Annotated in this window: 14 protein-coding genes; 3 read left to right on the top strand and 11 right to left on the bottom strand. The window is 39.5% G+C overall.

Annotated elements, in window-relative coordinates; genetic code table 11:
- The first annotated feature begins 132 nt into the window (after positions 1 to 132).
- Positions 133 to 1,071, top strand: coding sequence for an ABC transporter permease (locus DXB52_RS05070; protein WP_118106668.1), 939 nt, complete (start codon positions 133 to 135; stop codon positions 1,069 to 1,071).
- A gap of 8 nt (positions 1,072 to 1,079) precedes the next feature.
- Positions 1,080 to 1,874, top strand: coding sequence for an ABC transporter ATP-binding protein (locus DXB52_RS05065; protein ID WP_181980120.1), 795 nt, complete (start codon positions 1,080 to 1,082; stop codon positions 1,872 to 1,874).
- Positions 1,875 to 1,927: 53 nt separating this feature from the next.
- Here DXB52_RS05065 and DXB52_RS05060 read toward each other — a convergent pair whose 3' ends face one another.
- The 5 genes from DXB52_RS05060 to DXB52_RS16130 form a co-directional block, all read right to left on the bottom strand.
- Entirely contained in the window at positions 1,928 to 2,881 is a 954-nt protein-coding gene (locus DXB52_RS05060; protein WP_118106666.1) for an Rpn family recombination-promoting nuclease/putative transposase, read from the bottom strand.
- 456 nt (positions 2,882 to 3,337) lie between these two features.
- On the bottom strand, positions 3,338 to 3,853 hold the full coding sequence (locus DXB52_RS05055; protein ID WP_118106665.1) for a hypothetical protein: 516 nt from the start codon (positions 3,851 to 3,853) through the stop codon (positions 3,338 to 3,340).
- Positions 3,854 to 3,903: 50 nt separating this feature from the next.
- Positions 3,904 to 5,040: a hypothetical protein gene (locus tag DXB52_RS05050; protein WP_118106664.1), complete on the bottom strand. Its 1,137-nt coding sequence runs from the start codon at positions 5,038 to 5,040 to the stop codon at positions 3,904 to 3,906.
- Between the two features lie 11 nt (positions 5,041 to 5,051).
- Complete coding sequence (locus tag DXB52_RS05045; protein ID WP_118106663.1) at positions 5,052 to 7,016, bottom strand: PLP-dependent aminotransferase family protein; 1,965 nt, start codon at positions 7,014 to 7,016, stop codon at positions 5,052 to 5,054.
- Positions 7,017 to 7,451: 435 nt separating this feature from the next.
- On the bottom strand, positions 7,452 to 7,595 hold the full coding sequence (locus DXB52_RS16130; protein WP_181989163.1) for a hypothetical protein: 144 nt from the start codon (positions 7,593 to 7,595) through the stop codon (positions 7,452 to 7,454).
- Between the two features lie 284 nt (positions 7,596 to 7,879).
- Between DXB52_RS16130 and DXB52_RS05040 the strand changes: the two genes are divergently transcribed.
- Complete coding sequence (locus DXB52_RS05040) at positions 7,880 to 9,058, top strand: ribose-phosphate pyrophosphokinase (protein ID WP_117861362.1); 1,179 nt, start codon at positions 7,880 to 7,882, stop codon at positions 9,056 to 9,058.
- 64 nt (positions 9,059 to 9,122) lie between these two features.
- Here DXB52_RS05040 and DXB52_RS05035 read toward each other — a convergent pair whose 3' ends face one another.
- From DXB52_RS05035 to DXB52_RS05010, 6 genes are all read right to left on the bottom strand, one after another.
- Positions 9,123 to 9,434 (bottom strand): type II toxin-antitoxin system RelE/ParE family toxin, encoded by a 312-nt coding sequence (locus DXB52_RS05035; protein ID WP_117861361.1) that lies wholly within the window; start codon positions 9,432 to 9,434, stop codon positions 9,123 to 9,125.
- On the bottom strand, positions 9,424 to 9,684 hold the full coding sequence (locus DXB52_RS05030) for a type II toxin-antitoxin system Phd/YefM family antitoxin (protein ID WP_117861360.1): 261 nt from the start codon (positions 9,682 to 9,684) through the stop codon (positions 9,424 to 9,426). Before DXB52_RS05030 ends, DXB52_RS05035 begins: the two co-directional genes overlap by 11 nt.
- Before the next feature lie 139 nt (positions 9,685 to 9,823).
- Positions 9,824 to 10,300, bottom strand: coding sequence for a methylglyoxal synthase (locus DXB52_RS05025; protein WP_020435679.1), 477 nt, complete (start codon positions 10,298 to 10,300; stop codon positions 9,824 to 9,826).
- A 152-nt stretch (positions 10,301 to 10,452) separates the two neighbouring features.
- Positions 10,453 to 11,337 carry an NAD(P)-dependent oxidoreductase gene (locus DXB52_RS05020; RefSeq protein ID WP_118106662.1) on the bottom strand — a complete coding sequence of 295 codons (885 nt, stop codon included), beginning with the start codon at positions 11,335 to 11,337 and terminating at the stop codon, positions 10,453 to 10,455.
- A 75-nt stretch (positions 11,338 to 11,412) separates the two neighbouring features.
- Positions 11,413 to 12,087: an acyltransferase gene (locus DXB52_RS05015; RefSeq protein ID WP_055171022.1), complete on the bottom strand. Its 675-nt coding sequence runs from the start codon at positions 12,085 to 12,087 to the stop codon at positions 11,413 to 11,415.
- Positions 12,088 to 12,124: 37 nt separating this feature from the next.
- Entirely contained in the window at positions 12,125 to 14,227 is a 2,103-nt protein-coding gene (locus DXB52_RS05010) for a DNA topoisomerase (RefSeq protein WP_118106661.1), read from the bottom strand.
- Positions 14,228 to 14,231: the final 4 nt, after the last annotated feature.

The following is a 14,231-nucleotide window of genomic DNA, read 5'->3' as shown; positions in this document are numbered from 1 at the left end:
AATATTTTTTCTCAAGAGCGGGCTTCATCCAGATGAATGGTCGCTCTTGATTCTAGTTACTGTGAACAGTAACCTTAATTATACTTATCTATTTATATGAAACAATAAAAAGAAAGATTAGAGGGATAAATCATGGCAGCATATTTCGCAGCCCTTGATCCAATGACTCTGGTACGTGCTCTCCCGGGCAACGTGGCCCAGGGCATTATCTGGGGAATTATGGCACTCGGTGTTTACATTACATTTCGTATACTTGACTTTGCGGATCTGACCGTAGACGGTTCACTGGCAACCGGCGGCGCAGTCGCAGTTATGCTCATCCGCGCAGGAATGAATCCTGCACTTGCACTTATCTTTGCATTCCTTGCAGGTATGGCAGCAGGATTTGTGACAGGAGTTTTACATACATTTTTCGGAATTCCGGGAATTCTGGCAAGTATCCTGACACAGATCGGACTTTACTCTGTAAACCTTGGCATTATGGGGAAATCCAACCAGGCGGTCAATGTCATGCAGTACAAACTGGTTGCTTCTCTTCGTTATATAACCGGAGAAGGCAACTGGATCTTTTTCTTAAAATTAATCTTTGCAGCACTGATTCTGATCGCACTCTGCTACTGGTTCTTCGGAACAGAACTTGGAGCATCCATCCGTGCTACAGGATGTAATGAACAGATGGCTCGTGCTCAGGGCATCAACACAGGATTCAACAAAGTTCTTGCACTTATGATCTCCAACGGTCTTGTAGGACTTTGCGGTGGAATCTACGCACAGTACCAGGGCGCAGCTGATGTTAATATGGGACGTGGCGCGATCGTTATCGGACTTGCAGCAGTCATCATCAGCGAAGTGATCTTCGGAAAATTCTGTGCACACAGAAAAGCAGCTTTTGCCTTCACACTCGGCGCAGTCTTCATCGGAGCGATCCTTTACTACCTTGTAATCGCATTAGTACTCTGGCTGAAGATGCCATCTGATTATATGAAACTGTTCTCAGCTGTAGTTGTTGCATGCTTCCTCGCAGTTCCTTATATGAAAGATACTTACTTCAAGAAAGGACGGGCAAAATAATGAGATACATGTTAGAAATCAAAGATATTTATAAGACATTTAATGCCGGTACAATCAATGAAAAACGTGCTCTCAACGGAGTTAACCTCAACTTAAATCCTGGCGATTTCGTTACAATCATCGGTGGAAATGGTGCTGGAAAATCAACAACACTGAATGCGATTGCAGGTGTATGGGGAATCGATAAAGGAAATATCATCATCGATGGTACTGACATCACAAAACTTTCCGAACATAGACGTGCGCTCTTCCTTGGCCGTGTGTTCCAGGATCCTATGACAGGAACCGCAGCAACGATGTCTATTGAAGAAAATATGGCCATTGCCGCACGCCGTGGTCAGAAAAGAGGCCTTGGCTGGGGCGTTACAAAGAAAGAACGTGAACACTATAGAGAAGCATTGAAAGAACTTGATCTTGGACTTGAAGATCGCTTAAGCAGTAAGGTTGGCCTTCTCTCCGGCGGACAGCGTCAGGCAATCACACTTCTGATGGCTTCACTCAAAAAGCCAAAACTTCTGCTCCTTGATGAGCACACAGCTGCTCTTGATCCAAAGACTGCTGCAAAAGTACTTGCACTCTCTGACAAAATCATCAGCGAAAATAACCTTACAGCCATGATGGTAACACATAACATGAAGGATGCCATCGCACACGGCAACCGCCTGATCATGATGCATGAAGGAAGAGTCATCTACGATGTATCCGGTGAAGAAAAGAAAAACCTCAAAGTATCCGACCTTCTTGCGAAATTCGAAGAAGTCAGCGGCGGAGAATTCGCAAATGACCGTATGATGTTAAGTTAAATAGTAAAGACGATAAGTTTACATGAGCTTATCGTCTTTTCTTTGTCTGCCTGTTATAAATCAAATTCCTTCAGCAACTTTTCCTGATACTCCTTGTCAGCTGCTGCTTTCACGATATCATCTGTACGTCCATGCTTTGATAATTCAAGAATTAATTGATTAATTCTGCTTACTCCCAAAGTTTCCCCTTCTTCTCTTCCTTCTTGCCTTCCAATCTTTCGCCCGGCTTCAATTCCTCGTCTTTCTGCGGTTAACATCCCTATATTATAATCCCTGATTGCTCTTTGTCTTGTCTCGTATTCTAACCTCTTCTTTTCATCTGCACTTAATTTATCCAATACGTCATACGCTTCTTCCAATTCTGAATTCTTCTTTGCCATCTCTTCAAAATCCTTTCTTGTTTTTCCTCCAAGAAAGCGCATCCACTGTAACAAGCTTGTCTCATTCTTCTCTTCCGGCGGAAGTTTCGACAATTCTAAGATATGCATCTCCATAAGGTCTGTATACTCTTTTCCTGTCTTCGTATCACAAAATGCGATTCTCCGATAACACTCTTTATCATCTAGAAAATGATCATATGCAAGAATACTCACATGGATACACTTCTTCAGGCAATCGTATCCATCGCCTTCTTTTATTTCACTTGTATACATCTTACTCAGATAATAAACAGAACGATTTGCCCAGCAATCAAATGCTTCTACCTGCATCTCAAAGTCAATCTGTTCTCCATCTTTCAGTTTCACCCGGACATCTAAAATCCCATACTTATCATCTTTCGATTCTTTTCTAAGAATCGTAGGCATAAGTTCCGTGTTCTCTACCTCACTGGATGGAACATTTAATAGTGCTGCAATAATATTCTTGCGGATGTTATCATTCTGCATTAATTCCTTGAAACAGAAATCTACTGTTGGAAGCATGATAAAGTCTTCTTGCTTCTCTTTCGATGCTTTACAATGTGATGATACGCTCTTAGTTGATACACTTTTCTTGTTTTCTTTCATAGAATTCTCCTCTCTTCTGTGCGATGAATCTTCGCTTGAGGAAAGGATTATAAAACTACTTCCATCTTAACATAAGATTACTTTCTATGGAAGTGATTGGATAGCAGAATCGAAGACTGAAGATCCGTAAAATCTCAGAATCAAAAGTATCAGAACTTTTTAATCATATAATCTCTCAAACAATATTCATCTTTTTTCGGTTGTCATCGGATTATCTGCTCAAGATACTGAGCTTATTGAATAATTACCGATTTGGTTAATAGATCTTTTTGCAGTCCACCAGAATGTGGACTGCATGGTATTAGATTAACATGAGAATCCTATTATTGCAAGCTGAATTATTTTTGAGATCAGAACGGTATTTTATTACCTGTATCTAAATTTTTGTTTCCGTGGCAAACCCATACACGTTGATTTCTTAAGTGTTACTAACCTCATGAGCTGTCACTAAATTAATCAACTTTCCATCATCCTTTCGATTCCCCCTGGTCTGACAATATAATTTTTAAATCCATCAATTATATCCCGGCCCAACATTGGCTCTCCGATTACTGCCGGTACTTCAGCTTCAATTGCCATAGCTATCGTACTGCAAGGTTCATAGTATTCTGCATTTTCCCGAATTTGTAACTGTGTTTCAAATTTCGGTGACTGCAACTTTACATGATCAGCACTTTCCAGATATGCAAGTATGACTTCTATATTCTCATTTTTGAAATGAGTAATCTCATCCAACATTCTGCATACTGAAAAATGGGTAACATATAAACAGTCAAATTTCTCTAAAATCTCTAATTTTTCTACAACTGCAAGCAAATACAATCCCCACACATCGATTGCGATTGACCTTTGAATTTCATATTTCAATTTCTTTGCAATGCTCTCTGGTGAAATATGCCACTCTTCCCTCTCAAACAATTTCCTCGCTTCATTTGCTCTTTGGATATTAATTGCTCTCCATTTCATTTCCATATGTGGTGGATATTTTCTCTGCCATATCAGAAACTGCGCACCCTCATTTGTTAAAGCCGGAATGTCTTCTCCTTCCCCTCCAAACTTTCCAAACAGTGGATTTTTTTACTAAAATGTTTCCACGCATTATCACTGTCAAGATTACACATGTATGCAACCAATGAAATTCGATGAAATTCCTCTTCCGGCATTAATCCCTGCTCCACCAGAAGCTTTCTTTCTTCTTCAAACTGTTTTGGATTATTAAAGCTGTTCGTGCACATCATCAGTTCTGATTCCCAAAACTCTCTGATGTCCCCATCCTTCATTTCATCCTTATGCATCGTGTAAAATTGTAAAGCTTTTTTCAAATCCCTTTGATAATCAAGAATGTAAAGAATATATACTCTGTAGATATATTCCGGTTCACTTTCTACATATTCTTTATGCTCTGTAAAAAGCTTTTCAAACATTTCATCTGCTTTATCAAGCATATTATTTCTTTTATAGAACTGTAGAATTTCCTGCCATAACTCAAAGGACGGATTTTCTTCCCAACTCCTGATATATCTTTTCTCTGCCTCTTCCGATTCATGGGAACATTCATAGATAAAGTTATCAAACGTTGTAATCATTTTCTGATTTTTGGTACTCTTTATATACTTCATATGCTCTTTCATCCGGGAAATCACATTCCATCCAAAAAGATATTTTCCCCACCTGTAAAGATTAAGTAGCATCGATATCACAGAAATCTGTTCTTTCTCATCTATTTCTGAAAGTTTTCGCTCTGTATTTTCTATAACAGCATATAACCTTTTATCCAGATTCGGTATACTCTTCAGACGAGCATGGCTCTTAAAGTCAAGTATATGAAGCATATTGATTTCTTCTGCCAACACAAAAAGCAAAGTTTTGTCTTTCGCAGTTAAAGCACGAAACTGTGTCAGATTAATTGAACCTGACTGGCATACCGTTCTTGCATACTTCATCTCAAAATCACGTCTCATCTTTGCATCATCATCCGGCAAATTCTTCATCAAAATCGGATAAAGTGTCAAAATACGATAATTGTCTTGCTCGAAATAAAATGTATTGTAAATAACACCACCTTCCCGTTTCATCATTGCTGCAAGATACAATTCATCTGCTTTATCCAGAAGAATCAGAAAACATTCCCTCGCTTTATAGAGTGAAACACGATCCATTTTCTCTATATCTACAGTATCATCCTCCTAAGTGCATCCTTAATTGCCAGAAAATAGTATGCACATCCAAGTGTTTCCAATACCGCATGATCCTGTTCCAAACGGTATGCACGGTTCAAACACCGGACTGCTTTCACATATTGCTTATAATGCTCTCCATATGCATATCCAAGCATTTGATAAACAAGAGCTTCCGTTCCCATATCATTAATCCTTATAATCAGACACTCTTTTTCATCAAGAAACTTCCCAATCGTTTCCTCTGCCGGAACATTTTCCACATAGGCTCTGCTGATACTTGCATAGACCTCCGCAATTATTTTTACATTCTCCTCAATTTCTTCTTTTTTCAGGAGTTCTTCTGTAAATGCAATCGTTTCTTTAAAATTCCTTTTTCCAAAGTTTAATGTGATCCAACGCAGTGGATCATGACCTTCCAGAAAACTTCTCCTCTGCATTTCCTTCTCCAGCTCGCCATACTCTTCATATAATAAGCATCCCTCATAACAATATAGTAAATGCTTCATATGTTTAGATGCCACTATTTTGCTGCACTTTACAAACCGACCATCATTTATCGCACTTTTTGCAGTATCAATTGCACTCTGAAACTTCACATCATCAATATAAGCTCTGACCTTTTCTGTTTGTCCAACTAGCCACTCATCATATACATTACTGATTTCTGTTTCTTCCTCTTCACTAAAACAGGTTGAATTTTCTCTTTCAGGTGCAACATCTTTCTCGGGAATTCCAAGTATTCGCGTTTCCATTCTTATCTGAAAAAATATCTTCATAATACTTTTTATCGCTTCTATTTTTACAGCATGAACCTTCCCCCTATAAATCGTCCTTCCAACTCCATTGGTAAATAAACCAACAATACTCTTCTCATTATCCTCCATATTCCAAACAGGCGAACCTGAAAAACCATTTAATTCATACACCCGATTTCCCGGATCTAAATGCAAATCCTCTATCTGCCACAATATATTCTCTTTGTCAGCAGCATTGTGAAGTACCTTTCCATACGTCCCTTCTACATAATCCAACAATTCCTCTACCTCTGTCTCCTCTCCCGGAAATCCCTGGGCTAGTATATTTGCATTATTAATAACTGCATTACAATACTTTTCTCCATAAATTTCCAATTCCATCAAAGTTAATATTAAACTAAAGATATGGTGCAATTGACTATTTCGTAGGTAGTCTGGATTTATCAACGTGTCAAATTGTTGGGCAAGCTTTAAGTTATTTGTCATTATTAGGCCGCAGGTGGGTCCCGGTAAAGTTTTATGCGTAGCACCCATTAATATAAACTTTTGATCATTATTAAACCATTTCAGCGGATTTTCTATACTTTTTGTTGCTATTAATCCTAATATCTGCGTTGCATCGAAAATTAGCACACAATCCTCAGGCAAGTTTATTCTATTCAGCTGTGGCATAATGATGATATCTGAAAGACAGATCAGTATACCTTCAATTTTTTGTGAGTTCAATATTTCATTTATTTGACAATAATCAAAATCATATAAATCATAATTGTACGGCATTTCAATAGTTTTAATTCCTAATCTTTGACAGATTTTAGGCATAGATCCATGTCCGCCACACTCTTCAGAAGAAATTAGTATCGTATCCCCAGCAGAGAATAAACTCATCAGCAAAGTCATGACTGCATTTACTCCGGATAGAGTTCGTGCATCCGCATATTTGCATCCATATAACTTATTGCATTGTCGAGATAACAATTCATATATTTTGAATAGCTTTTTGCTTCCAACAAAATTACTATGATTTTGATATTCCATTACACCACCCATTATGTATTTTTCTTGCAGAAATGTATCAAGAGGAATTTTACTGAAAGGTGAAGCGACATTTTCAGCAGCACATAGTGGTAATAATTTGTTTTCTTGATTAGAAATATCTGCACATAAGCTGATTAAATCTTCAAAATATTCTGGTTTCATAGGGTGCCTCCTCGCATTTGTATTGTATATCCAAATTGCTCAAATTCTAATAGCTCAACATAACGGATAACTCAGAATTATCTATCACTCATATTATAATATATCTTCGCAATTTAATCATTAAAATATCAAATCTTTTTTCCATCACATATTAAGATGTTACTGTTCAAAGGTCAATGATATTCGTTATCTAAATATCATTGGTTCAGTTACTACTTCCCTTATACATAAAAAGAGCCTTAATATCTTCCACAGTACCCTCGTATCGTTCAGATATTAAAGCTCTTTTTATTCCTTTTATTTTTCTTTTCTTATACTACAGCTTCTATGATCGTCTTAGAATCCACTTCTACCTGCCGCACTCCGATCTCTTTCTTCTGATTAAAACTGAATGTCACCATATAGCCCTTATCCAGATGCTAGCTGCTCAAGTAATCAACCATAATTACCGACTCCATTAATAATTGGTCTGAGATACAACAGAAAGTATTTTCGGCCTTCTTTTTCAATGAATTTCTCATCCCGATCTCCGTAAATATCATGAAAATGAACAACAAACCGTTCTAAGATCAAATCCATGTTCAAGTGCCCATTCATCACAAATTAATTTTTGTCCTGCACATTTTCCTACTTAAGATTCTACCATTGCACCTTATAAAAGGCAAGTTTGTTATTTTCTGTCTTGTTCTGCAAAAAATACATTTTATCGTCCACTCTCCGCCCTGCCCTCCTTGAATTTTCTCCTGAAAAATGGTATAACGTTAAATGTATAATGATTAATCTGTTAATTCTAATTAATCAATTCACGTTACTGTCTGATTTCTTAAGACGGTTAAAAACTAATTCACACTGAGGAGAAGAAAATGACGAACATCGAAATGTTAGAAAACACACTCCCGATTGCACCTCTGAAACTGATTGCTATGGAGAGCTGCAAACCTCTGGGACAGAAGGTAAATGATTATATTGTTTCCTTCCGTGAGAACACGATCAACGAAGTAACAGAATCCCCACTTTACAGAAACTATAAGGCCAACAATTACCAGGTAGACTGTAGTTGTCCGAGATTCGGTTCCGGTGAAGCTAAGGGTATCCTGAAAGAGACAATCCGTGGTACTGATCTTTTTATCATGACTGATGTATGCAACTACAGCCTGACTTACACAGTAAACGGACATCTTAATCATATGTCTCCAGATGACCATTATCAGGATCTGAAGAGAATTATCGCTGCTGCAACAGGTAAGGCTCGCCGTATCAATGTTATCATGCCTTTCCTTTACGAAAGCAGACAGCACAAGCGTACAAGAAGAGAGTCTCTGGACTGTGCTCTTGCACTGGAAGAACTGGACGCAATGGGCGTTTCCAACATCATTACATTTGATGCTCATGATCCACGTGTACAGAATGCAATTCCACTTAGTGGATTTGACAGCTTTAACCCACAGTATCAGTTCTTAAAAGCACTGTTCCGTGAAGTACCGGATCTGAAAGCTGACAAAGAACACCTGATGATCATCAGCCCGGATGAAGGAGCTATGCACCGTGCAGTATACTTCTCTAACGTACTTGGTGTTGATATGGGTATGTTCTACAAACGTCGTGACTACTCTACAGTTATAAACGGAAAGAACCCGATCGTTGCCCATGAGTTCCTCGGTGATGATGTGACAGGAAAGGATGTTCTTATCGTTGACGATATGATCTCTTCCGGAGAAAGTATGCTTGATGTTGCAAAACAGCTGAAAGAGCGTAACGCCGGACGTGTCTTTGTATGTACAACATTCGGACTGTTCACAGACGGATTTGATAAATTCGATGAGTATTATAATAAGGGATATATCAGTAAAGTTATTACAACAAACCTTACATATCTCCCACCGGAACTTTATGAGAAACCTTACTTTGTAAAAGCTGATATGAGTAAGTTCATCGCACTGATCATTGATTCCCTGAACCATGATGTGCCGATCAGCTCTGTTATCAGCCCGACTGATAAGATTCATGCTCTTCTTGAGAAGCGTGAAAAAGGACTTCTGTAATTACAAGGGCGTGTGAAGAAAATCACGCGCCCTTGTTTTTGGACTATTCCTCTTTCACAGCCCTTTATAGTTTAGTCTGATAGCTTTCTAATTGATGAAAAATCCCCAGTACATTCACAATATCCTCTCTTATATCAAAAACAATAATATATGCCATTTCTGAAATAATAGCTTCATGATACCCTTTTGCTGAAAGGTAAAAATCTCTACTTTCAGGAAATTGAAATGGATTTTCCTCAAGTCTATCATAAATACTGTCCACGCTATCTAAGAGATGCTTTGCCGCCTGTTCATTTTTTAAATTATTAACCAAATAATCCACTAAATGATCTAACAATTCATCCGCATGTTCTGTTACATTCAATTTATAAGCCATATTTTGCCCTCGTTTCTCTGAGTGCCATCCTTGCGTCTTTTACTTGTCCTGTTTCAATTTGTCTTTCAGACATCTCCAAATCTCGATACATAGCATATCTTCTTATTGTAGATTCATAACTTTCCATGCTCATGATCACCATATCTCCATATCCATTTTTTGTAATATAAATTGGTTCTTCTGTCCTATGACACATATCAGAAATCTCTGAGGTGTTTTTTAAATCTTTTATTGGTATAATTTGTGGCATAATCAGTACCTCCTTTCTATTATAATTATACCATAATTATGGTATAATTCAATCTATTCATATTAAAAATCCCTTCTTTAGAAATATGTTGAATATTACTTTTTCAATAACTATTTCATATTCTAAAGAAGGGGTTCTATTATTTCATCTCCGCAACACGGTCCTGAATCGTCTTATTGAAATTCTCAATCTGTCTGGAATAAGGCTCGTTCATGAACTTGGAGTTCAGCATGAAGTCTGCTGTTGCAAGGTTGTTCGCAACCGGAATGTCATATACTACAGCAATTCTAAGAAGTGCCTTAACATCCGGGTCGTGTGGCTGTGCCTCTAACGGATCCCACAGGAAGATCATGAAATCGATCTGTCCTTCTACGATCTTCGCACCGATCTGCTGGTCTCCACCAAGTGGACCACTGCAATATCCTTTTACCGGAAGTCCTGTTTTCTCTGCGATCAGACGGGCTGTTGTTCCTGTTCCGCAGAGGAAATGTCCCTGTAATACTTCTTTATTTCTATCGCACCATTCAATCAGTTCTTTCTTTTTTCCATCATGAGCTACAAGTGCAATGTGTTTTGCTTTTCCAATTTCCATTGTTACAAAATTATCTGTAAGCATTTTCGTGTCCTCCTTCAAGTCTTCCTGTTGTTGATTCTTTTTATCATTTTCAACAGTTTTTCTTCTGATGTCTATTATATTTTCTTTTTCCTGTTACTTCAACCTGCTTATTGATTCTTAACAGAATTTTTACGGTTATCGTTCGCAGATTTTTACTCTTCCGTATTTCGATGTTCTTCATCGTAGAATTTCATCAACGCCTGTGTTCCGAGATCTCCGTATCCTTCCTGCTCAAGTTCTTCGTAATTGGCAAGAACCATACTGAGTACATCGAGGGAAAGTCCTTTTCTGTTTGCTTCGATCAGTGCAAGCTTCATATCTTTGATGAAGTGTTTCATAAAGAATCCCGGTGCATAATCATCTTTTAAGATCTTTGGTCCGAATGTGTCAAGCTGCTTGCTTCCTGCTGCCCCTGTCGCAACGGACTTCATGAATACTTCCGGATCCAGTCCCTGTTCTTTTGCATAAGTAAGTGCCTCGCACACACCGGACAGTGTTCCGGCGATCATGATCTGGTTCGCCAGCTTACAGTGCTGTCCGCATCCAGCCTTACCCTGATAATTAATGTTTGTTCCCATTGCCTCAAAGAGTGGCATACAGGCTTCGTAATCTTCCTTTTCTCCACCAACAAGAATGGATAATGTTCCGGCTTTTGCTCCTGTATCTCCACCTGTGACAGGTGCATCCATCACATGGAAACCTCGTTTTGTACCTTCCTCGTAAATCTTCTCAGCAATCTGCGGACTTGTTGTTGTCATATCGATCAGATAAGCGCCTTTCTTTGCACTGTCTAAAATATTTTCCCCGTCAAAGTATACTTCTTCTACATCCTGTGGGAAACCGACAATTGTGATAACTGCATCACAATCCTGCACGCAATCCTTGATTGACTCATGGAACTGTGCTCCTTCGCCGATCACATCTTCTACTTTACTCTTTGTTCTTGCATAGATATGTAATTCAAATCCGGCTTTCATGAGATTTCTGACCATGGATTTTCCCATGATTCCTACACCGATAAAACCTACTTTATTCATCTGCTTTATTCCTCCTGTCTAAGATAGCTCCCATGTCATCACACAGGAGCCATTCTTATCATTTTCTATTTTCAACTATCTTTCTTCTTTTGTCACAACTTCACCCTGTTTTTTGTAAATGCTGTTTGCCGGAACGAATCCACGTACAGAAGAAAGTGGATAGATGTTGCTGTGATTTCCAACAACTGTTCCCGGATTCAGAACGCTTCCGCATCCTACTTCTACTTCATCTCCAAGCATTGCGCCAAACTTCTTCATTCCTGTCTCAATCTTCTCTTCTCCGGCTTTTACCACAACAAGTTTCTTATCTGATTTTACGTTAGATGTAATTGATCCGGCTCCCATATGAGATTTGTATCCAAGAACAGAATCACCTACATAATTATAGTGCGGAACCTGAACTTTATTAAAAAGGATCACGTTCTTAAGCTCTGTGGAATTTCCTACAACAGCTCCTTCTCCTACGATCGCATTTCCACGGATAAATGCACAGTGACGAACCTCTGCATCCTTTCCGATGATTGCCGGTCCATTGATAAATGCAGTCGGAGCAACCTTTGCAGATTTCGCTACCCATACATTTTCCCCGCGTTTCTCGTATTCGTCCTCGCTCAATGTAGCTCCAAGCTCAAGGATGAAGCTGCTGATCTTCGGAAGTACTTCCCACGGATAAGTAACTCCGTTGAAGATATCTTTTGCGATTGTCTGGTCTAATGAATAATTTTCTTTTACTGTTAATGCTTCTAACATGGTAATTCCTTTCTGCCGGTTAGAACCGACTTACATTTTATGCCTTTTTATAGAATCCTGCTGCTTTTTCATAGCAGGCTCTAAGCTGATATTGATTGTTCAGTCCTTTCACCCCAACGGTTCTGCTGGTGATAAAATGATCTAGTTTTCTCATATATTCATCTGATGTGATGGAACCTTCTGCCACATAGTTCAGTCCCTTCTCCCAGCTTGCTGTAAGTTCCGGGTTCAGGAGTGACCGGATGGAATGATCAACAACATCATAGATCATCTCTCCTTGCAGCGTCGGTGTGATCACCTGTGTCTTCTTGTTCAATGCGAGATACTTGATATTCACAAGCTTTTTCAGAATCTCTGCTCTTGTCGCACTTGTTCCGATTCCGCTTCCTTTGATCTGGGCACGAAGTTCTTCGTCCTCGATCAGCTGTCCTGCATTCTCCATTGCCAGGATCATGGAACCGGAATTGTAGCGCTTCGGAGGTGATGTCTCTCCTTCTTTGATATCCAATGCTCTGACCTGAAGGACTGCTCCCTTCTTTAATGACTTGATCACTTCGAACAATCCGGTGTCCAGGCTTTGATCGGAAGAATCGGGACCTGCCTCGTCATTTGTATCATTGTTATTATTCTCACTGTTTCCATTACTGCTATCTTTTGTGGCTGTCTGAGAAGCTTTCTTCTTCGGAATGCCTGCCACTTTCAGATAGCCTTCCTCTACCAGCACTTTGAAGCTTGAAAAGAAGCTTTCTTCTTTCATCTTCGTCACGATAGCAACCTTTTGGTAAACTGCCGGTGGGTAGAAGATACTTAGAAATCTCCGCACGATCAGGTCATACACGCCCTTTGCAGTAGATGAAACAGTACTCAATGCATTCAACCCTTGCCCTGTAGGAATGATTGCATAATGGTCTGTGATCTGCTTGTCATTCACATAACGTGTCTTTGCAAGTGTCTTATAACTTCCGAAATTCAAGATATCCTGCATATACGGTGCCGCCATCGGATATTTTGACAGCCCGTTCAGATTTCTTGTGATTTCCTTTGCCACTGCGGTAGACAGAACACGGGCATCCGTTCTTGGATAAGTCACAAGTTTTTTCTCATACAGTTCCTGCACGATTCGCAGTGTCTCATCCGGACTGATCTTAAATCTCTTGGAACAATCATTCTGAAGCTCTGCAAGATTGTATAAAAGAGGAGGATTCTTCTTCTCTTTCTTTTTCTCAATCGACTCAATCCGACAGTTTAATCCTGATTGTTCCTGCATTCCTGCTGCCACATTTACAGACTTTTCATCCGGTGTCTGCAGATATTGAATTAATTCTTCTGCTTTCTTGCGCTCTTTGAATCCGTTTTCCTTATAAAGATCATAAGATTCAAAATAGCGAGAACCTTTCACTGCTCTCCATTCACCCTCGAACGTATGCCCTTGTGCATCGATCGTACTGAGTACACGGTAAAACGGTGTCTTGATGAAATCACGGATCTCGCGTTCTCTGCGCACGACCATCCCAAGAACACACGTCATGACACGACCGACTGAAACTACAGAGTACTGCGTATGCAGGAAATTTGAAATACTATTTCCATACTTCAAAGTCAGCAGACGGGAGAAGTTAATTCCCATCAGATAATCTTCCTTGGCACGCAGGTAGGCAGATGCACTGAGATTGTCATACTCTGACAGATCTTTCGCCTCACGGATCCCTCGAAGAATCTCTTCCTCTGTCTGGGAATCAATCCACACTCTCCGGCGCTTTTTTCCCTCAACGTGTGCTTCCTGTTCTACGAGACGATAGATGTATTCTCCCTCTCGCCCGGAGTCAGTACAGACATAGATCGTATCTACATCTTCCCGGTTCAGGATCCCACTGACGATCTGAAACTGTTTCGCCACTGACGGAATGACTTCGTATTTGAATTCTTCCGGGATAAACGGCAGTGTCTGCAAGTTCCATCTCCTAAGTGCCGGATCATATTCCTCAGGATAACTCATCGTCACCAGGTGACCTACGCACCAGGTGACAATGGCTTCGTCTGACTCAAGATATCCGTCCCGTCGTTTTGTATTTAGTTTCAATGCTTTTGCGAATTCCTGGGCAACGCTCGGTTTCTCCGCAATGTATACTGATTTTCCCATAAAT

This window comes from Ruminococcus sp. OM04-4AA (genome assembly GCF_003462585.1).
GTDB lineage: Bacteria > Bacillota > Clostridia > Lachnospirales > Lachnospiraceae > Mediterraneibacter > Mediterraneibacter faecis.
Note: the sequence above shows the minus strand (reverse complement) of the source record. Positions and strands in the feature narration are given on the sequence as shown.